Raw genomic sequence first — 19,052 nt, forward strand, 5'->3', positions numbered from 1 at the left:
GACCTGTTGTCGGGTTCCGGCCGATGGGCGTGAGGGGATCCACCGACTGTCCGGCGGTCGCCGGACAGTCGCCGCGGGTCTCCCGTTCGTTCCCGAGTCGCGCTCGGCACGCCGATGCCGATCGCCGACCGAATTCGTGGGTGTCTCGGTTCGGACGTGGTGTGGCGTGTGGATCGGCGGTGTCGTGGTGACGCGTGTCGATCGGGTGCTGGCGGTGTGGTGCCTGGACTGGCCCGCGGTGGCGGCGGCCGCGGCGGAGGGGGTGTCGGCGGAGCGGCCGATCGCGGTGTTGCGGGGCAGTTCGGTGGTGGCGTGTTCGGCGATCGCGCGGGCCGAGGGTGTGCGGCGGGGGATGCGGCGGCGGGACGCGCAAGGATGTTGTCCGGGACTTGTTGTCGTGCAGGATGATCCGGATCGGGACGCGCGGTTGTTCGAGCCGGTGGTGGGGGCTGTCGATGAGACGGTGCCGGGCGTCGAGGTGTTGCGGCCCGGGCTCATCGTGCTCGGGGCGCGCGGTGCCGCACGGTATTTCGGCTCCGAGGAGGCCGCGGTGGTGCGGTTGATCGACGCGGTCGCCGTAGCGGGAGCGGAGGCGCAGATCGGGATCGCCGATGCCATGTCGACGGCGGTGATCGCGGCCAGGCGCGGGGCGATCGTGGTGCCGGGGGAGGGCGCGAAGTACCTCGCTGGGCTCTCGGTCTCCGAACTCGCGGTGGAACCGAGCCTGGCCGCACCGGAACGCACGGAGCTGGTAGACCTGTTGCGGCGCTTGGGATTGCGCCGCATCGGCGATTTCGCCCGTCTGTCTCCCGCCGAAGTGGCCTCCCGGTTCGGCGCCGACGCCGTGCTCGCCCATCGCACCGCCCGCGCGCTGCCGGAACGCCCACCGTCGGCGCGCCGCCCCGCTCCGGAACTGACCGTCGAGCTGGCCTGCGATCCGCCCATCGACCGGGTCGACGCGGCCGCGTTCGCGGGCAGGCAACTGTCCACCCGGCTGCACGCGGTGTTGTCGGCGGCGGGCGTGGCCTGCACCCGGCTCGCCGTCACCGCGCGCACCGAGGCGGGCGAGGAGCTCACCAGGATCTGGCGCTGCGCCCGCCCGCTCACTCCCGCCGACACCGCCGACCGCGTCCGCTGGCAGCTCGACGGCTGGCTCACCCACCGCGCCCGCCCCACCGGCCCGATCGTGGAGCTCACGCTGGAACCGGTCGAGGTGGTCGCCGCCGGTGCGCTGCAACTCGGTCTGTGGGGCGGCGAAGGCGAGGAGACCGAACGTGCCCGCCGCGCCCTGGTCCGCGTGCAGGGCCTGCTCGGCGGCGAAGCGGTCCGCATCGGCGTGCTCAGCGGCGGCCGCGGCCCCGCCGAACGCATCACCATGATCGCCCTCGGCGACGAACTGACCCCCGCCGCCGACCCCACCCAGCCCTGGCCGGGTCGACTCCCCGAACCCGCCCCCACCCTGCTCCTGCTGCACCGCCCGGTCGTGCACCTGACCGCCGCCGACGGCGCCCCCGTCCTGGTCACCGACCGCGGTCTGTTCACCGCCACCCCCACCCGTTTGCGCTGGGGCCGCAAGGAATGGGCGCTGCTGGGCTGGGCGGGCCCGTGGCAGGTCGCCGAACGCTGGTGGTCCACCGCCGAACCCACCTCCCTCGCCGTGCGCGTCCAAGTCCAGCTCGACGCCGACCCCACCGAAATCCGCGCCGTCCTGCTCGTCTACGACGCGATGCGGTGGCACGCCGAGGGCGTCTACGAGTAGCCCACCGCCCCGGTTCTAGAGTGAAACGACGCCTGTCCGGGGATGGCCCCGGAAGGCTCGGTCGCGGGAGGAGCGCTGTGAACCCATTCGAGGGCATGTTGTGTACGGCGGCCGCGGCCGACCTTCCGCTGCTCGGTACCGCGGGGCACTTCACCGGATGGCTGTGTATCGAGCATCCCGGCGCGTGGGGCGGTGATGTGATCGGTGATGAGGTGCTCGGTCCGGAGATCACCGCCGAACTGGCGGCGCGGACGTCCGCGGCACGGGTTCGGCCGACGCTGATCCGCCGTCCGGGCCGCAACGAGTTCACCGGTACCCGCACGGTGCTGCTGGTCAGCTCGCGGCCGGAGGGCTCCTGGTGTGAGCGGTTCGAGATCACCGACCTGCGCCAACTCTTCGACATCGATCTGCATCTCGTCGACGGACCGGCACCGGGAATCGGTGTGCGGGTGGATGATCCGGTGGTCCTGGTATGCGCTCACGGTAAACGCGACCAGTGCTGTGCACTGTTGGGCCGCCCGATCGCCGCCGCCCTTGCCGCCGACTACCCGGGCCGGGTCTGGGAGGCCTCACACACCGGTGGTCACCGTTTCGCCCCCGCGGTCGTCCTGCTTCCCTCCGGCCTCACCTACGGCCGTGTCGACGCCCCCGCCGCCAAGGCGATGCTCGAAGCGGCCGACGTCGACGAGGTCTCCCTGGCCGGTCTCCGCGGCCGCAGCTGCTACCCCCCGATCTCCCAGCTCGCTGAAGTGGCTGTGCGCGAACAGTTCCCGGCCGGCGCCACCGACCTCACCGTCCACCCCGACCCGGCTCCCACCGATGACCCGACCCTGGCGGGCGCCGCCGTCGTCACCCACCGCGACGGCCGCCGCTGGCGCGTCACCGCCCGCACCGTCCCCGCCGCCCCGCGCCAAGCCAGCTGCGGCGCCGCTCCCAAGCCGGCCACCTACCTGGAACCCGCTGCAGTAGAACAACTCTGCGAGCCATCCACCATCCAGCCCGAACAGTCCGCCGACCGCTGAGAGTCGGTGGACTATCGGAACTACGGCGGAATGGCTCTACCGCGCGATCACCCGGCGACCCTAACGTCGACTCCATGAGCGACATCCGCGAAATCGGCAAGGACGAAACCGAGCTGGCGGGCCCTGCCCTGCTGGAGCTGCGCCCACGGTGGGAGACGACATCGCGGCTGGCCGAGTTCATCGACGCCGAACTCCGACCCGAGGGCTACCGGCTGGTCGGGATCTTCGAACCGGGCTCTCCCACAGCGCTGTCGGTGGCGGGATTCCGCGAATCACACTCCACCGCCTGGGGTCACCACCTCTACGTCGACGATGTCTCCACCCTCCCCGCAGCACGCGGTCGAGGCCACGCCGACCGCGTGCTCGACTGGCTCACCGCCGAGGCTCGGCGCCTGCGGTGCACGGGGATCCACCTGGACTCCGGCGTCGGCCCCACCCGAGCCGCCGCCCATCGCCTCTATATGCGCCACCATCTGGCCATCACCGCCCACCACTTCACCCTCGACCTGCAGTGAATCGCGGGCGGACCGGTCGTGCCCCGAATCCAGGTGGGCCCGAGGCGAACTGAGTGACTACGCGGGGGTCACCAGTGTGTGCCGGGTACCCAGCGGGCCGCGCGGCGCAGGGCGGTGCCGGTGGCTTTTCGGGCGGCGGAAGGGGTTTTCGGATCTGCCCGGGGGATCGGGACTGGGGCGGGTGAGTCTTCGGCCGATTCGCCCTTGGCCGCAGGGGAATCCGGCAGCGCGCGGTAGTAGCGGTGCAAGATGCGGTCGCGGAGTTTGGGGGTGATGATGCCGCCGTATTCGGCGAGGGTGCCGAGGGGGACGTCGATGCGTCTCGGGCGTTCGGCGAGGGCACGGACGATCGTGCCCGCGGCCCACTCGGGGGATTCGGAGGGGCCCTGGTCGCCGCTGGGGGCGATCATCGGAGTGCGCACCAACGGCATGTGAATGGTGGTGAAAGTGACTCCGTCGGCCAGGGTTTCGACCGAGGCGACCTCGGTGAACTTGTCCAGGGCCGCCTTGCTGGCGAGATAGGCGGCGAAGCGGGGAGTGGCCACCTGCACGCCGGCGCTGGAGATATTGACGATGTGGCCGAAGCCGCGTTCGCGCATCTGTGGCAGCAGGGCCAACGTCATCCGCAGCGCGCCGAAGTAGTTGACCGCCATGGTGCGTTCGAAGTCGTGCAGGCGGTCGGTGGAGCGGTGGATGGCGCGGCGGATGGACCGGCCCGCGTTGTTGACCAGCATGTCGACGTGGCCGTGCTGGTCGAGAATGGCCTTGACCGCCGAATCCACGGATTCGGAATCGGTGACGTCGCACGGGTAGCCGTAGGCCAGCCCGCCCGCGTCGACGATCTCGGTGACCACCGCGGCCAGTTCGTCGGCGCGGCGCGCGAGCAGGAACACGATCCCGCCCTTGTCGGCCACCGAGAGTGCGGCGGCCCGTCCGATCCCGGAGGACGCGCCGGTGATCACGACATGCCTGCCGGTGAGATCGCGCCGCTTGCGGCCCCGTTCACCTGGAGAAACCTGAGACATCACTGCTCCTTTGCAGCTCGTTCCCTCGAACTTACTCCAAAGTAAGTTCGAGGGCCAGGTTCCTCGAGAAACTCGAAAATATGCTCGAACGCCTCTCGCCATTATTCGAACGTATGTGCGATACTGGTCCGCATGGCGGACGATCGGATGGCGGACATCTATGCCGCGGTGCGGCTCGGCGGTGGCGACCCTGATGCGGCGCGCGCGGCGCTGACCAGGCTGTGGAGTGAGATAGGGGAAGGCGGCGACCCGTTGCATCGCTGCGTGGTGGCACATCACCTGGCGGATGTGCAGGAGTTGCCGGAGGGTGCGTTGCTGTGGGACCAGCGGGCGCTGGCCGCGGTGTTCGGGCCGGGCATCCCGCTCGATGAGGGGCTGCGCGGGTTCCTGCCCTCGCTGTATCTGAACCTGGCCGACAGTCACCGCCGCGTCGGTGACTTCGAGATGGCGCGGATGCAGTTGGCCATCGCGCGCGGGCACCTGGATGTGCTCGCCAACGATGCCTACGGCGCGGTGATCCGCTCGGGTCTCGGGCATGTGGAGGCCGCGCTGGAATCGCGGTCGATGGAGCGCTTGCCCGCGAATTGAGTTGTCTTCCAACACGAAAGGGATGTGGTGATGCGGGGGTCGTGAGAGGAGTGGGTGCATGGGCTGGAGCAACGGTCCGCCGACCTGGTCGGAGCTGGAACGGGTACTCTCGGGCAAGCCGAGCGGCAGGCCCGCGGAGGACATGCACCCCGGCGACGGCGGCGACAGTCCGGCCTGGTCACGCAAACGCGGCGAGTACCACGCCGGCGGGCTCGACCGGCCGACCGGCCCGACGGTGCCCTACGCCGAGCTGCACACCCACTCCGCCTACAGCTTCCTCGACGGCGCGAGTCAGCCGGAGGAGCTGGTGGAGGAGGCGGTGCGGCTCGGTCTGGAAGCGCTCGCGCTCACCGACCACAACGGGTTCTACGGGACCGTCCGGTTCGCCGAGGCGGCCAGGGAATGGGGAATGCCAACGGTTTTCGGTGCCGAACTGTCACTGGGAACCGATGCGAAGGCGGCGCCGGGCCGAGGGGATGCGGTCCGGCGCCGTTCTGTCCCTCGGGGCGGAGTGCGGGCCACTGCCGATGACGTGGTCGAGCGAGGACACGCGCACGCGCCGGACTCGGTGCCGCGCACCGGATCTCCCGACCCGTTCGGCCCGCATCTGCTGGTGCTGGCCAGGGGGCAGGAGGGGTACCGGCGGCTCTCCAGGGAGATGACCACGGCGCACATGGCCGCAGGGGAGAAGGGCGTGCTGCGCTACGACCTCGACACGCTCGCAGCGGCGGCGGGCGGGCACTGGCACATTCTCACCGGCTGCCGAAAAGGCCACCTGCGCACCGCGCTCGAACACGATCTGCGCGGTGGCGATATCCGGCTGCCGAAAGCCGAAGCGGCACTGCGGGATCTGATCGAGCGATTCGGCTCGGACCGGGTGAGTGTGGAGCTCACCCATCACGGCATCGCCACCGATGACGAGCGCAACGCCCTGTTGATCGCGCTGGCCGACCGGCTCGATGTTCCCGTACTCGCCACCACCGGTGCGCATTTCGCGTCACCGGCGCAACGTCGACGGGCGATGGCGCTGGCCGCGATCCGTGCCAGGAGCAGTCTCGACGAGATGGCGGGCTGGCTCGCTCCCACCGGCGGTGCGCACCTGCGTTCGGGTACGGAGATGGCGCACCTGTTCGCCGACTACCCGCACGCGGTGGCGAACGCGGTCACGCTGGCTCGCGAATGCGCGTTCGACCTGGGGCTGATCGCCCCGAACCTGCCGCCGTTCGAGGTGCCGCCCGGCCACGACGAGAACTCCTGGCTGCGCGACCTCGCTTATACGGGCGCGGCGCGCCGCTACGGGCCGAGGCAGCGAAACACCGAGGCGTATCAGCAGATCGACCACGAACTAGCGGTGATCGCGGACCTGAACTTTCCCGGCTATTTCCTGGTGGTGCACGACATCGTCCAGTTCTGCAAAGACAGCGACATCCTGTGCCAGGGTCGGGGCTCGGCCGCCAACTCCGCGGTCTGCTACGCCATCGGCATCACCAATGTCGACCCGGTCGGCAACCAACTGCTGTTCGAGCGGTTCCTCTCGCCCGAGCGCGACGGGCCACCCGATATCGATGTCGATATCGAATCCGACCGCCGCGAGGAGGCCATCCAGCACGTCTACGCCAAGTACGGGCGCGACTTCGCCGCTCAGGTGGCGAACGTGATCACCTACCGGGGTAAGTCCTCGGTGCGCGATGCCGCACGGGCACTGGGCTTCTCACCCGGACAGCAGGACGCGTGGAGTAAGCAGGTGAGCCGCTGGTCCGGGGTGGCCGCCGAGACGGGTACCGATATCCCGGACACGGTTCTCGAACTCGCGGGCGAACTCGACGGTCTGCCCAGGCATTTGGGCATCCACTCCGGCGGCATGGTGATCTGTGATCGACCGATCGCCGATGTGTGCCCGGTGGAGTGGGCGCGGATGGCCGGGCGCAGTGTGCTGCAGTGGGACAAAGACGATTGCGCCGCGGTCGGTTTGGTCAAGTTCGACATGCTCGGCCTCGGGATGCTGTCGGCGCTGCACTACATGATCGACCTGGTGCGCGAGCACAAGGGCGAGACAGTGGAACTGCACGCGCTCGACCTCACCGAAGCAGGCGTCTACGAGATGCTGCAACGCGCGGACTCCATCGGGGTGTTCCAGGTGGAGTCGCGCGCGCAGATGGCGACGCTGCCCCGGCTGAAGCCGCGTAATTTCTACGATCTGGTCGTCGAGGTGGCGCTGATCCGTCCCGGACCGATTCAAGGCGGCTCGGTGCACCCCTATATCCGCAGGCGTAACGGCAAGGAACCGGTGGTGTTCGACCATCCCTCGCTGGAGCGCTCGCTCACGCGCACGCTCGGCATCCCGCTGTTCCAGGAACAGCTGATGCAGATGGCGGTCGATGTCGCCGGTTTCAGTGCGGCCGAAGCCGATCAGCTGCGCCGTGCGATGGGATCCAAACGTTCGCCGGAGAAGATGCAACGGTTGAAGACCAGGTTCTACGAGGGCATGCGGAAGTTGCACGGCATCACCGACGAGGTCGCCGACCGCATCTACGAGAAGCTCTACGCCTTCGCCAATTTCGGTTTCCCCGAAAGCCATTCGCAGAGCTTCGCCGCGATCGTGTTCTATTCGTCGTGGTTCAAGCTGCACCATCCGGCCGCGTTCTGCGCCGGGTTGTTGCGCGCGCAGCCGATGGGTTTCTACTCACCGCAGTCGCTGGTCGCCGATGCCCGCCGCCACGGGGTGCGCGTGCACGGCCCCGATATCAACGCCAGCCGTGCCGAACCCACCCTCGAGAACGCGGGCACCGAGATCCGGCTCGGCCTGTCGGGCGTGCGCCACATCGGCACCGACCTCGCCGACCGCATCGTCGCCACCCGTGCCGAACACGGCCCCTTCACCTCGATGCTCGACCTCACCGGCCGCATCGAACTGACCATTCCTCAAACCGAATCCCTCGCTACCGCAGGCGCGTTGAGCAGCTTGGTCGACACTTCGACCGAGCATTCGGCGACGAGCTCTCGGCGGGCGGCGCTGTGGGCGGCAGGAGCGGCGGCCCAGGAACGCGCGAACCTCCTGCCCGGCACCGGCCCCGCCGTCGCGGCACCCGCGCTGCCCGGCATGAGCGCACTCGAACTCGCCGCCGCCGACGTCTGGGCCACCGGTATCTCGCCCGACACCTACCCCACCGAATTTCTTCGCGCCCAACTGAATTCGCTCGGTGTCGTCCCCGCCTGCGATCTACTGCTCGTCGAGGACGGCGCGCGAATCCTGGTGGCAGGCGCTGTCACCCACCGTCAGCGCCCCGCCACCGCCGCGGGCGTCACCTTCCTCAATCTCGAAGACGAAACCGGCATGGTCAATGTGGTCTGCTCGGTCGGCCTGTGGACCCGCTACCGCCGCCTCGCCCAGAACGCCACCGCCCTGCTCATCCGTGGCCGCATCCAAAACGCCGAGGGCGCGGCCAGCCTCGTCGCCGACCACCTCGAACACTTGGACCTGACCATCGTCGCCCGCTCCCGCGACTTCCGCTGACACTGCTCCGCCTTCGAACACGAGTCACCGACCCACCCACGCACTACGCTGCGAAATATGCGCAAGCTTGCCGTGGTGATGATCGCGTTACTCGGACTCCTGTTCCTGGCCGGGTGCGGCGATGACGACAGCGAGGACGAGGCTGGTCGGGCTACCGCGCCCACCGTCCTCGGCGGGCCCGCACCCGCTGTGGCGCCCGGGTTCCGGGAAGGCGCACCGCAGAAGGACAGTCCGGCGCCGACGGATCAGTCGAACCGGAAAGAGGTGATCACCGGGTCGGTGGATGTCACCTCGCCCGATCCGATCGCCGCCGCCGCGACCGTCACCGGGCAGGTCGATGCCGTCGACGGCCGAATCGACAGCCGCACCGAACAACCCGGCACCGACAAGCGCGCGGCTCGCGCCGTGCTCAGTGTTCGGGTGCCCGCCGACAAGACCGATGCCTTCATCACCGGCCTCGGCGGGGTCGGCACGGTCACCAGAGTCAGCACCAATCGCGACGATGTCACCATGCAGTGGCAGGACCTCGATGCCCGCATCCGCGCACTGCAAGCCTCCGTCGATCGGCTCAAAGCGCTGATCACCGGTGCCACCAACACCGCCGACCTGATCGCCGCCGAAGAGGCGCTGTCGAGCAGGCAGGGCGAACTCGACAGCCTCACCGCGCAGAAACGCAGCCTCGACGATCAGGTGGCGCTGTCGACGCTCACCATCACGCTCACCGCCGACGACAAGAACGCACCCGGCGACCCGGACAACTTCTGGGACGGCATCGTCTCGGGCTGGCATTCGCTGATCGACTGGTTGCAGGACGCGATCGTCTTCGTCGGCAAGGCCGTGCCGTGGCTGGGCTTCCTCGCCGTGATCGGCGGATTGCTTTATGCCGCACTGCGATTGCTGCGCAGGCGCCGTCGCGCCGGAGCGCATGTGCCCACCGCGCCGGTGGCCACGGCTCCCGCTCCGGCAACCACCGCGTCAGGCGCCACCGAACAGACAGCGTCGGCGAAGGAGACCCCCGGTGCCCACAGTGCGGGCGACGATCAAACCGAACAGCCGTAAAGGCCCACTGGTCGAAACCGCTGAGGACGGCTCCCTCACCCTCTACGTCCGCGCCCCGGCCGTAGAGGGCAAGGCGAACAAGGCGGCCATCGAACTCCTCGCCGACCATTTCGGCGTCGCCAAGTCCGCCGTCCGGTTGACCGCGGGCGCCACCTCGCGGTTCAAGCGCTTCGACATCGACTGAGTCAGACCGCGCCCGGAAAGCCCAGCTGCCGCCACGCCTCGTACACCGATACCGCCGCCGCGTTGGACAGATTCATCGACCGTCGCCCCGGCAGCATCGGGATGCGGACCTGCTCGGTGATCTGGGGATCGGTCAGCACTTCCTCGGGCAGGCCCGTGGGCTCGGTGCCGAACAGCAGCGCGTCGTTGTCGCGATAGGCGATATCGGTGAAACGGGTGGTGGCCTGGGTGGTGAAGGCGAAGACCCGACCGGGCTCGATCGCCGCGAACGCCGTCGCCAGGTCGGGATGCACAGTTACCACCGCGAGGTCGTGGTAGTCCAGTCCAGCCCGTCGCAGCTTGGACTCCGAGAGGTCGAAGCCGAGCGGTTCGATCAGGTGTAGCGCGCAGCCGGTCCCCGCGGCCAACCGGATCGCATTGCCGGTATTGGGCGGAATCACGGGCTCGTGAAAGATCAGGTGCAGCACAGCGGACCACTCTGTCATGCGCCACCCCGTCCGCGCGCAGGCGGTATCTGGAACAATCGGGCTCGTGAACGAGGCGGAGACGACCGGCAAGCACCGGGTCGCGCGGTTGAGCGCGGGGGAGCAGTACCTGCGCAGTCATCTGCCGATGACCGTGGTGACAGCGCTGATCGTGATCGCGGTCGGCTTCGTCGCCTGGGATCGGTGGCGTCGCGGCGCGCTGATCTTCGGCAGCGCCGCCCTGGTGGCCGCCGCGTTCCGGCTGTGCTTGCCGACCGTGCAGGTGGGCTTGCTCGCCGTACGCAGCCGTCCGTTCGATGTGGCCGCGCTGACCGCGCTCGGCAGCGCCATCGTCTTCCTGGCGGCCACCATCAACACCCTCGGCGTTTCTTAGTTCAGGCGGAGGTCCTGTCCCACAGGCTGTGGGTGCCGTTGCTGCCGTAGAGCGCGCGAGCATCGCTCGGGCTGATCGTCGTCCGGGTTCGCGGGGGTGCGGCGCCGGCATGGGCAGCCAGGATCTGTCCGGTCATCTTCGCGACGTACGGGCTGGCCAGGATCAGGCCACGGTTGTCGCGACGCGCGGCGGCCCAGACGATTGCCTTCCCCGGGACGCGCACCGCGGCGTCGACGACCCGGGGCATGTCGAATCGGCCGAGCTCGCGCATCCAGGCGGGCAGCGTCGAGATCGTCGCCAGCGACAGCACCCGACCACCGGCCGCGAAGGTCATGCCCTTGCGCACCGACGGCCACAGCAGGAAATGCATGGCCTCGACCGCCCGCTCGCTGACGCACAACTGCGGCCGAACGCGCTCGAAGTACGCGCGCACCTCGGCCCGATCGCGCGGCACATCCGCGGGCTTGCAGGTCTGCAGCTCGGCGGCGATCACGCACTCGGCCCAGTACCGGTCCTCTTCGGCGGGACTCAGCGGCCCCGGTCCGAACATCTCGTAGGCCTTGAGGACCGAATGCCACCCGGTGACGTGGATCCACAGCTGGGAGTCGGGGTTGTTGGCGCTGTAGCGCTTGCCGCTGATCGGTTCGATGCCCGTCATCGGCGCGTGCACCTTCATCAGGTGCTCGGCGGCCTGGATGGCGGTGCGGCCGTCACCCAGCGCGACCAACAGGAAGTAGGACAGCGTGTGGTCGAGACGGGTGGCGGGATTGTCGTAGATTCCGTGTGAATCGGCGACCGCGGCGGTCAGGAACGGATCGAAGTGTTCGAGCGTGACCGCGCGCTGGAAGCCGATCAGCGCGGTCGGCGCCGCCCATACCTTCCAGGTGGGGGAATCCGGTCCGAAGAAGCCGTGGTCGTCGCGACGGAGAGTCGACGCATCGAAAGCCATTGCACATGCCCCTTTGCAGTGCGAGGAATTGTTGAATACAACACCACCGTAGCAATAACTCGACGTGAATACAACGGTTGCGTAGGATTTGTGCCGACAGGGTCGGCGGGTATCGTCGGCGAGCGAAAGGCAGGTGGGCGGTGACCTCGACGCAGGAGCAGCGACCTCGACGCCGCTATGCGCCGCGTCTGCCGCCGGAGCAGCGCCGCGCGCAACTGCTCGACGCCGCGTTCACGGTTCTGGGCCGGATGGAACTGCACGAGCTGAGCATGGAGGCCGTCGCGCAGGAGGCGGGCGTCGGAAAACCTGTGCTGTACACGGTGTTCAAGACCCGCGCCGAACTCGTCGAAGCGCTGCTGGAACGCGAACGTGAACGCGGACTGGATCAGATCGCCGACACGCTGCCCGAAGACCTGCTCGGCGCCGACCCCTTGGCTGCCGCCTCGGCAACCGTCGAAGCGTTCGTCGGTGTGGCACTGGCGAATCCGACCCGCTGGCGGCTGATCCTCGCCACCCCGGCGAGCGCGCCCGACGAATACCGTGCGGCGCTTCGTGCTTCGCGCGCCGAGATCTTGGAGCGCGCGGAATCGCTTGTCCGCATGGGCATCTCCGTGCTGCCGCGATGGTCGGGCATGGATGCCGGACTACTCGCGAACTCGACCCTCACCATCGCTGAAATGCTCGGTCGGCTGGGGGTCAGCGAGCCGGAAGAGTATCCGCGCGAACGACTTCAGGCCTACGTCCGCTCGATCGTCGCCCTGCTGACGGGACCGTGAAGGTCAGCGGTTCTCCCGCGCGAGGCGCATCGTCTCGGTGAGCAACTTCGACACCGCGGCGGCCTCGGTGAGGAACCCGTCGTGCCCGTCGCGTGAGTGCACGACCTCGAGCCCCGCGCAGCCGGGCAGACCTTCGGCCAGCTCGGCCTGAGTGTTCAAGGGATACAGGCGATCCGAGTCGACCCCGCCGACCACGCACGGCACCGATGTCGATGCCAGCGCGGCAGCGATACCGCCGCGCCCGCGACCCACATCGTGGCGGTTCATGGCCTCGCTGAGCAGCACATAGGTGGCCGGATCGAACCGCTGGACCAGCTTGTCGGCCTGGTGCTCGAGGTAGCTCTGCACCGCGTAGCGCCCACCGGTCCACGGGTCTTCGTCGCCCTGGGGCCTGTTGGTGAAGCGGTGGTCGAGTTCGCCCTCGGTGCGGTAGGTCAGGTGCGCGATGCGCCGGGCCAGGCCCATGCCGGTCATCGGCGCGCGACCGGTGCCGTGATAGTCGCCGCCCTGCCAGTCGGGATCGGCCGTGATGACGGCCATCTGGGTGGTCTGGGTGCCGATCTGATCGGCGGTGGCGCGGGCGCCGACGGCCAGCACGAGCGCGGCGCTGACCCGCTCGGGCAGGCCGATGATCCACTCGAGCACCCGCATGCCGCCCATCGAGCCGCCGACGACAGCGCCGAGCCGCTCGATCCCGAGCACCTCGAACAACTGCGCTTCGGCCTGCACCTGGTCACGGATGTTCAGCTCGGGAAACCGTGCGCCCCATGGCTTTCCGTCGGAGGCGAGCGAGGACGGGCCGGTGCTGCCCTTGCAGCCGCCCAGCACGTTGGTCGCGATCACACACCACTCGTCGGTGTCGATCGGCGCGCCGGGCCCGACCATGCCCTCCCACCAGCCGGGCGCCCCGTCGGGCCCACCGACGACATGGGAGTCGCCGGTGAGCGCGTGTTCGACGAGCACCACATTGTCCAGGGTGGGCGAGAGCTCGCCCCAGCGTTGCACCGCCAGCCGCACATCGGGGACGACGGCGCCGTTCTCCAGCGCCACATCCCCGATGGCGACCACGCCGACGCGCCCGTCCGGCGGTGGCAGCAGGGCCACCCCGGTTCCGGGTCGGGCGATCGGCGATTCGGTGCTCACGGTCACGTCGTCGCCGCCGCGAACCCGGCCCGCAGATCGGCCAGAATGTCGTCGATTCCCTCGATGCCCACCGCGAGCCTGACCAGGCCGGGAGTGACGCCGGCCGCCAGCTGCTCTGCGGGCGTCAACTGCGAGTGCGTGGTCGACGCCGGGTGAATCACGAGTGAACGCACATCACCGATGTTAGCTACATGGCTGTGCAGGCTGAGCGCGTCCACGAACTTCTTGCCCGCGTCGACGCCGCCCGCCAGCTCGAACGCCACGATCGCGCCCGCGCCCTTGGGCGCCAGCTCCTTGGCCCGCGCGTGCCAGGGCGAGGACTCGAGGCCCGCGTAGAACACCGCGTCGACGCCCGGCTGCTCGGCGACGAACTTCGCGACCGCCTCCGCATTGCTGACGTGCCGCTCGACCCGCAGGCTCAGCGTCTCGATGCCCTGCGCGATGAGGAACGCGTTGAACGGCGAGACCGCCGCACCCAGATCGCGCAGCAACTGCACGCGCGCCTTCAGCGCGAACGCGGGCGCGCCCAGATCGGCGAACACCGCGCCGTGGTAGCTGGGGTCGGGCTCGGTGAAACCGGGGAAGCGCGCGTTGCCGTCGGCGTCGCGCACGGTCCAGTCGAACGTGCCGCCGTCGACGATCACGCCCGCCACGGCCGCGCCGTGCCCACCCAGGTACTTCGTCGCCGAATGCACGACGATGTCGGCGCCGTGGGCCAGCGGCTGGATCAGGTACGGGGTGGCGACGGTGTTGTCCACGATCAGCGGAAGGCCGTTCGCGTGCGCGACACCGGCGATACCGGGGATGTCGAACACCGCGCTGCTCGGGTTGGCGATGGTCTCGCCGTAGAACGCCTTGGTGTTCGGCTGGATCGCGGCCTTCCACTGCTCGAGATCATCGGGGTCCTCGACGAACGAGACCGTGATCCCCAGCTTGGGCAGCGAGTAATGGAAGAGGTTGTAGGTGCCGCCGTAGAGGTGCGGGCTGGACACGATGTGGTCGCCCGCGCTCGCCAGGTTCAGGATCGCGTAGGTCTCCGCGGCTTGGCCCGAGGCCAGCAGCAGCGCCGCGACGCCGCCTTCGAGCGCGGCCACGCGCTGCTCCACCGCGTCCTGGGTGGGGTTCATGATCCGGGTGTAGATGTTGCCCGGCTCGGCGAGACCGAACAGCGCGGCGGCGTGATCGGTGTCGCGGAAGGTGTAGGAGGTGGTCTGGTAGATCGGCAGCGCCCGCGCGTTGGTGGTCGCGTCGGGGGCCTGGCCCGCGTGGACCTGCTTGGTCTCGAAGGACCAGTTCTCGGGCAGGGAAGAGTCAGTCATGTCGTGCTCCAAAGGGTGTCAGCCGGGGGGATCTCGTCAACTGGGTCGGATCGACTGGCAACAACACATGGGGGCCTCCTGCAGTGCGCGCTTGCTCTCGACTTTCGAGAGCCCGGTCATCACCCGGAGCACCCCACCGCAGCTGGAGGGTTGCCGACCAGCGAGCCGGGGCTTGGCGCTGGTACTCATGACCTTGCCGTCATGTTAACCGGAGATCTCCCGCGGGCGGAAACTTCCCCCGCATTTCCCGCCGAAGATCACTCGTCGGACGGTGTGCCGAAGCCTGGCGTGTCGTCCACCGGTGCGCCACAGACCTGCCGCAAGCCGTGGTAGGCGCGCAGCACGGCGTCGCGGGTGACCCGAACGGCTACCGTCGGAGACCCGCTCAGCAGTGCCTGTTCGGTATCGGCGACCGAGAGGTGGCACAGCATCTGCCAGATGCCTGCCACCAACTTCACCGTGAAGTCCTCCGGTGACGTGCCCATCCGCTGCGCGAGCTCGGTGCACACCGCGACGTTCTTCTTCTCCGCGTATTCCAGCGCGCGCGCATTGACCGACTGGCTGGTGCGCATGATGCGCTGCATCTGCAGGAACTGGCGGATGAACCGGATGCCGTCCGCGTCCGCCTCGGCCTGGACCACCGTCAGGTAGGCGCCACACAGCGCCTGGAGTTCGTTGCCGGTATTCGGCTGGGAGCGCAGCGCGACGGCGACGGAGACCCCGAAGTCGTCGATCGGGGCCAGCACGATGTCTTCCTTGAGCGCGAAGTACCGGTTGACGGTGCGTGGGGACACATCGGCGCCCGCGGCGATCTGCTCGACCGTCGTCGCGTCGAACCCTTGGCTGTCGCACAGGTCGAGCCCGACCGCCACGATCGCGGCTTTGGTCTGCAGCTTCTTGCGCTCGCGCAGGCCCAGCGGCGCGTCGGCAGCCGGTTCGGTCGTCCGGTCGGCGCTGATCGGAGTGGTCGAGTCCAGCATTCCCTCAGCCTACCGCGTCGGCGGCTTTATCTGTCCAAGTAGGCCAATTGGCGCGTTCAGACATTTTTCTCTTGACGCCAATTGTCTCGTAGTGCCAGGATTGGTTCACGCCAATCGAGCGACGAGGAGTCCTGGTGACCGGCACCGAAGTATTGACGAAACATGTTGACCAACAACAGAATTCGATGCGGTGGTGGGCGTTGGTCGTGCTCTCGGCCGCCCAGCTGATGGTGGTGCTCGACGCCACCGTGATCACGATCGCCCTGCCGTATGCCCAGCGTGACCTGGGGATCAGCGACGGCGACAAACAGTGGGCGCTCACCGCGTACACGCTCATCTTCGGCGGGCTGCTGTTGCTCGGCGGACGGATGGCCGACTACCTGGGCCGACGCCGGATCTTCCTGGTCGGCCTGGTGGGCTTCGCCGCCGCGTCGGCGCTGGCGGGGCTCGCGCAGACCGGCCCGCAGTTGTTCATCGGCCGAGGACTGCAGGGTGCGTTCGCCGCGCTGCTCGCCCCCGCGGCCCTGTCGCTGCTGTCGGTGATCTTCACCGATGTGCAGGAGCGGGCCCGCGCGTTCGCGGTGTTCGCGGGTATCACCGCGGGTGGCATCGCGTTCGGGCTGATCGTCGGTGGTGCGCTCACCGAGTTCGCGTCGTGGCGGTGGACCCTGTTGATGAACACGCCGATCGCGCTCATCGCGGTAGTCGGTGCGGTCGCGGTGATCGCGCGCGATATCCCGGTGCCGAGGACCGGCGGCTACGACCTGCCCGGCGCCGTCACCGTGACATTCGGCTTGGTGTCGATCGTCTACGGATTCAGTCGCGCCGCCGAACACGGGTGGCTGGCGGGCAGCACCCTCGGCCTGCTCGGGGCGGGCTTCGCCTTGCTCATCGCGTTCGTCTTCATCGAGGCGCGCTCGGCGAATCCGCTGCTGCCATTGCGAATTCCGGGTGAGATCAATCGAGGCGGCGCTTTGCTGGCCGCGCTGCTGATCCCGATCGCGATGTTCGCCATGTTCTTGTTCCTGAGCTTCTACTACCAGAACACCCTCGGCTATTCGCCGCTGAAAGCGGGCATCGCGTTCCTGCCGTTCCCGGTGGGCATCGGGATCGCGGCGGGCATCACCAGTTCGTTGATGCCCAAGTTCGGCCCGCGTCCGCTGATGGTGGTCGGCGCGTTGCTCGGCGTCGTCGGGCTGCTGTGGCTGGCGCAACTGAGCTACGGCGACGGGTACGCGCTGAGCGTGCTGCCCGCGCAGTTGTTGATGGCGCTCGGGATGGGTCCGCTGTTCGTCGGGATGCAGGCCGTCGCGCTGCATCAGGTCGACGCCGAGGACTCCGGCGTCGCCAGCGCCCTGCTCAATGCCGCCCAGCAGGTCGGCGGCGCCGTCGGCACCGCCCTGCTGACCACCCTCTCGGTCCAGGCCGCCGAGAACTACGTCATCGACAACCCCACCGTCGACCATCTGATCGAACGCGCCTCGATCCACAGCTACGACGTCGCGTTCTATATCGGCGCGGGCTTCTTCCTCGCCGCCGCCGTGGTGATCGCGGTGATGATCCGCGACAAGCCGGAGAACCTGATCGAAGGCGACGAGCACGCGGCCGCCGTACCGATCGCGGTCTGACCTGCTCGACCGGGCCCGCGCCACCGTTCCTCGGTGCGCGGGCCTCGCCGTGTTACTACTCAGTAGCCGGTCAAGGCCCGATCGGGTACCGGCACGCGGTCGGGGCGGAGTAGCTTCGAGGAGTCCCGCACAGCGGGCCCTCCCATCGCGGTGAGGTGGGGGACAGCAGTACGCTCGTCTTGTTTGCACCACACGTCCCGCAGACAACGCGGGGCATATACGTTGTCTGTTGGAACTGCTGGGGTCCGCTCACAAGCGTGTTCGCCTAGCCGTGCAATAAGGGCACCCACCGAGGAGGACACGAAGATCCATGTCCAAGATCAAGGTTGAAGGCACCGTTGTAGAACTCGACGGCGACGAGATGACCCGGATCATCTGGCAGTTCATCAAGGACAAGCTGATCCATCCCTATCTCGACGTGAACCTCGAGTACTACGACCTCGGCATCGAGTACCGCGACAAGACAGACGACCAGGTCACCGTCGACGCGGCCAATGCCATCAAGAAGTACGGCGTCGGCGTGAAATGCGCCACCATCACCCCCGACGAAGCGCGGGTGAAAGAGTTCGGCCTCAAGAAGATGTGGCGCTCGCCGAACGGCACCATCCGAAACATTCTGGGTGGCACCATCTTCCGCGCGCCGATCATCATCTCCAACGTGCCCCGCTTGGTGCCCGGCTGGACCAAGCCGATCATCATCGGCCGTCACGCCTTCGGCGACCAGTACCGCGCCACCGACTTCAAGGTCTACGAGGCGGGCACCGTCACGCTGACCTTCACGCCGGAAGACGGCAGCGAGCCGATCGTGCACGAGGTCGTGAAGATGCCCGAAGACGGCGGCGTCGTCATGGGTATGTACAACTTCAAGAAGTCCATCGAGGACTTCGCGCGGGCCTCGTTCAACTACGGCCTGCAGCAGAACTACCCGGTGTACCTCTCCACGAAGAACACCATCCTCAAGGCTTACGACGGCATGTTCAAGGACACCTTCGAGGAAGTCTTCGACGCCGAGTTCAAGGCCGAGTTCGACGCGGCGGGTCTCACCTACGAGCACCGCCTGATCGACGACATGGTCGCCTCCTCCATGAAATGGGAGGGCGGCTACGTCTGGGCCTGCAAGAACTACGACGGCGACGTGCAGTCCGACACCGTGGCCCAGGGCTTCGGCTCGCTCGGCCTGATGACCTCGGTGCTGCTCACCCCGGACGGCAAGACCTGTGAGGCCGAGGCCGCGCACGGCACGGTCACCCGGCACTACCGCCAGCACCAGCAGGGCAAGCCGACCTCGACCAACCCGATCGCGTCGATCTTCGCCTGGACCCGCGGCCTCGAACACCGCGGCAAGCTGGACAACACCCCCGAGGTGATCGGCTTCGCGCAAGCGCTCGAGGACGTGGTCATCAAGACCGTCGAGGGCGGTCAGATGACGAAGGACCTCGCCGCGCTCGTCGGCGGCGACCAGGGTTACCTGAGCACCGAGGAATTCCTCGGCGCACTCGATGTGAACCTGGCTCGTGCTCTGAAGTGATGTAGCCCCGGTTCGCGACCGCGAACCCGCACGGCTGTGAAGGCGCCCGCACCGAATCCGGTGCGGGCGCTTTCTGTGGGGTGGGGTAACTCACGCTCTGCTCGGGTAGCGAACGGGTACCTGTGCCCGTTGCATGGAAGCGTGACTTCTTCCATTGCAGCCCCCGATCGCCTCGATGTGCCACGCACCAGCTGGCATGTCCCGGC

17 protein-coding genes and 1 riboswitch are annotated in these 19,052 nt (G+C 68.4%); of the genes, 11 read left to right on the forward strand and 6 right to left on the reverse strand.

The annotated features are described in order from the left end of the window. The first annotated feature begins 187 nt into the window (after nucleotides 1-187). From OHS03_RS33050 to OHS03_RS33060, 3 genes are all read left to right on the forward strand, one after another. Entirely contained in the window at nucleotides 188-1,759 is a 1,572-nt protein-coding gene (locus OHS03_RS33050; RefSeq protein WP_328659403.1) for a DNA polymerase Y family protein, read from the forward strand. Between the two features lie 95 nt (nucleotides 1,760-1,854). Further along, nucleotides 1,855-2,781, forward strand: coding sequence for a ferredoxin family protein (locus OHS03_RS33055; RefSeq protein WP_328664521.1), 927 nt, complete (start codon nucleotides 1,855-1,857; stop codon nucleotides 2,779-2,781). Nucleotides 2,782-2,855: 74 nt separating this feature from the next. Continuing rightward, nucleotides 2,856-3,296, forward strand: a complete 441-nt coding sequence (locus OHS03_RS33060) for a GNAT family N-acetyltransferase (protein WP_328659405.1) — start codon at nucleotides 2,856-2,858, stop codon at nucleotides 3,294-3,296. A gap of 68 nt (nucleotides 3,297-3,364) precedes the next feature. Here the strand turns inward: OHS03_RS33060 and OHS03_RS33065 are convergent, their stop codons facing one another. Next, entirely contained in the window at nucleotides 3,365-4,321 is a 957-nt protein-coding gene (locus OHS03_RS33065; protein WP_328659407.1) for an SDR family NAD(P)-dependent oxidoreductase, read from the reverse strand. Nucleotides 4,322-4,453: 132 nt separating this feature from the next. On the opposite strand from OHS03_RS33065, the gene OHS03_RS33070 reads away from it, so the two are divergent. Genes OHS03_RS33070 through OHS03_RS33085 form a run of 4 tightly spaced genes read left to right on the forward strand, consistent with a single transcriptional unit; the run spans nucleotide 4,454 to nucleotide 9,666 of the window. Next, nucleotides 4,454-4,909: a hypothetical protein gene (locus OHS03_RS33070; protein WP_063816123.1), complete on the forward strand. Its 456-nt coding sequence runs from the start codon at nucleotides 4,454-4,456 to the stop codon at nucleotides 4,907-4,909. A gap of 58 nt (nucleotides 4,910-4,967) precedes the next feature. Beyond that, nucleotides 4,968-8,423: an error-prone DNA polymerase gene (locus OHS03_RS33075; protein WP_328659409.1), complete on the forward strand. Its 3,456-nt coding sequence runs from the start codon at nucleotides 4,968-4,970 to the stop codon at nucleotides 8,421-8,423. A 57-nt stretch (nucleotides 8,424-8,480) separates the two neighbouring features. Continuing rightward, nucleotides 8,481-9,482, forward strand: coding sequence for a DUF4349 domain-containing protein (locus OHS03_RS33080; RefSeq protein ID WP_328659411.1), 1,002 nt, complete (start codon nucleotides 8,481-8,483; stop codon nucleotides 9,480-9,482). Next, a complete protein-coding gene (locus OHS03_RS33085; RefSeq protein WP_056818173.1) occupies nucleotides 9,442-9,666 on the forward strand; it encodes a DUF167 domain-containing protein in 225 nt (74 codons plus the stop codon). Before OHS03_RS33080 ends, OHS03_RS33085 begins: the two co-directional genes overlap by 41 nt. Nucleotide 9,667: 1 nt before the next feature. Here the strand turns inward: OHS03_RS33085 and OHS03_RS33090 are convergent, their stop codons facing one another. Beyond that, on the reverse strand, nucleotides 9,668-10,150 hold the full coding sequence (locus OHS03_RS33090) for a tRNA (cytidine(34)-2'-O)-methyltransferase (protein WP_407942436.1): 483 nt from the start codon (nucleotides 10,148-10,150) through the stop codon (nucleotides 9,668-9,670). Nucleotides 10,151-10,196: 46 nt separating this feature from the next. On the opposite strand from OHS03_RS33090, the gene OHS03_RS33095 reads away from it, so the two are divergent. Beyond that, nucleotides 10,197-10,523 carry a DUF3017 domain-containing protein gene (locus OHS03_RS33095; protein ID WP_235569656.1) on the forward strand — a complete coding sequence of 109 codons (327 nt, stop codon included), beginning with the start codon at nucleotides 10,197-10,199 and terminating at the stop codon, nucleotides 10,521-10,523. 1 nt (nucleotide 10,524) lies between these two features. On the opposite strand, the gene OHS03_RS33100 is transcribed toward OHS03_RS33095, so the two are convergent. Then, a complete protein-coding gene (locus OHS03_RS33100) occupies nucleotides 10,525-11,472 on the reverse strand; it encodes an oxygenase MpaB family protein (protein ID WP_328659413.1) in 948 nt (315 codons plus the stop codon). A gap of 140 nt (nucleotides 11,473-11,612) precedes the next feature. Here OHS03_RS33100 and OHS03_RS33105 point away from each other — a divergent pair, with 140 nt between their 5' ends. Continuing rightward, complete coding sequence (locus OHS03_RS33105; RefSeq protein WP_063056166.1) at nucleotides 11,613-12,248, forward strand: TetR/AcrR family transcriptional regulator; 636 nt, start codon at nucleotides 11,613-11,615, stop codon at nucleotides 12,246-12,248. Between the two features lie 3 nt (nucleotides 12,249-12,251). Here the strand turns inward: OHS03_RS33105 and metX are convergent, their stop codons facing one another. From metX to OHS03_RS33120, 3 genes are all read right to left on the reverse strand, one after another. After that, a complete protein-coding gene (gene metX / locus OHS03_RS33110) occupies nucleotides 12,252-13,397 on the reverse strand; it encodes a homoserine O-acetyltransferase MetX (RefSeq protein WP_328659415.1) in 1,146 nt (381 codons plus the stop codon). Then, nucleotides 13,394-14,710: a bifunctional o-acetylhomoserine/o-acetylserine sulfhydrylase gene (locus tag OHS03_RS33115; protein ID WP_328659417.1), complete on the reverse strand. Its 1,317-nt coding sequence runs from the start codon at nucleotides 14,708-14,710 to the stop codon at nucleotides 13,394-13,396. Before OHS03_RS33115 ends, metX begins: the two co-directional genes overlap by 4 nt. A gap of 82 nt (nucleotides 14,711-14,792) precedes the next feature. Continuing rightward, nucleotides 14,793-14,903: riboswitch (SAM riboswitch) on the reverse strand. A gap of 64 nt (nucleotides 14,904-14,967) precedes the next feature. Next, complete coding sequence (locus OHS03_RS33120) at nucleotides 14,968-15,690, reverse strand: TetR family transcriptional regulator (RefSeq protein WP_328659418.1); 723 nt, start codon at nucleotides 15,688-15,690, stop codon at nucleotides 14,968-14,970. 134 nt (nucleotides 15,691-15,824) lie between these two features. Here OHS03_RS33120 and OHS03_RS33125 point away from each other — a divergent pair, with 134 nt between their 5' ends. Continuing rightward, the gene (locus OHS03_RS33125; RefSeq protein ID WP_328659420.1) at nucleotides 15,825-17,318 is read left to right on the forward strand and encodes an MFS transporter; all 1,494 of its coding nucleotides are present in this window, start codon (nucleotides 15,825-15,827) and stop codon (nucleotides 17,316-17,318) included. A gap of 310 nt (nucleotides 17,319-17,628) precedes the next feature. Next, on the forward strand, nucleotides 17,629-18,846 hold the full coding sequence (locus OHS03_RS33130; protein ID WP_056818163.1) for an NADP-dependent isocitrate dehydrogenase: 1,218 nt from the start codon (nucleotides 17,629-17,631) through the stop codon (nucleotides 18,844-18,846). The last annotated feature ends 206 nt before the right edge of the window (nucleotides 18,847-19,052 follow it).

This window comes from Nocardia salmonicida (genome assembly GCF_036142455.1).
Classification (GTDB): Bacteria; Actinomycetota; Actinomycetes; order Mycobacteriales; family Mycobacteriaceae; genus Nocardia; species Nocardia salmonicida.

Bases quoted from the DNA above. Each gene is read 5' to 3' on its own strand.
- OHS03_RS33055 (WP_328664521.1), top strand. From the start codon at position 1,855: ATGTTGTGTACGGCGGCCGCGGCCGACCTTCCGCTGCTCGGTACCGCG.
- OHS03_RS33060 (WP_328659405.1), top strand. From the start codon at position 2,856: ATGAGCGACATCCGCGAAATCGGCAAGGACGAAACCGAGCTGGCGGGC.
- OHS03_RS33065 (WP_328659407.1), bottom strand. From the start codon at position 4,321: ATGTCTCAGGTTTCTCCAGGTGAACGGGGCCGCAAGCGGCGCGATCTC.
- OHS03_RS33070 (WP_063816123.1), top strand. From the start codon at position 4,454: ATGGCGGACGATCGGATGGCGGACATCTATGCCGCGGTGCGGCTCGGC.
- OHS03_RS33075 (WP_328659409.1), top strand. From the start codon at position 4,968: ATGGGCTGGAGCAACGGTCCGCCGACCTGGTCGGAGCTGGAACGGGTA.
- OHS03_RS33080 (WP_328659411.1), top strand. From the start codon at position 8,481: ATGCGCAAGCTTGCCGTGGTGATGATCGCGTTACTCGGACTCCTGTTC.
- OHS03_RS33090 (WP_407942436.1), bottom strand. From the start codon at position 10,150: ATGACAGAGTGGTCCGCTGTGCTGCACCTGATCTTTCACGAGCCCGTG.
- OHS03_RS33100 (WP_328659413.1), bottom strand. From the start codon at position 11,472: ATGGCTTTCGATGCGTCGACTCTCCGTCGCGACGACCACGGCTTCTTC.
- OHS03_RS33115 (WP_328659417.1), bottom strand. From the start codon at position 14,710: ATGACTGACTCTTCCCTGCCCGAGAACTGGTCCTTCGAGACCAAGCAG.
- OHS03_RS33120 (WP_328659418.1), bottom strand. From the start codon at position 15,690: ATGCTGGACTCGACCACTCCGATCAGCGCCGACCGGACGACCGAACCG.
- OHS03_RS33130 (WP_056818163.1), top strand. From the start codon at position 17,629: ATGTCCAAGATCAAGGTTGAAGGCACCGTTGTAGAACTCGACGGCGAC.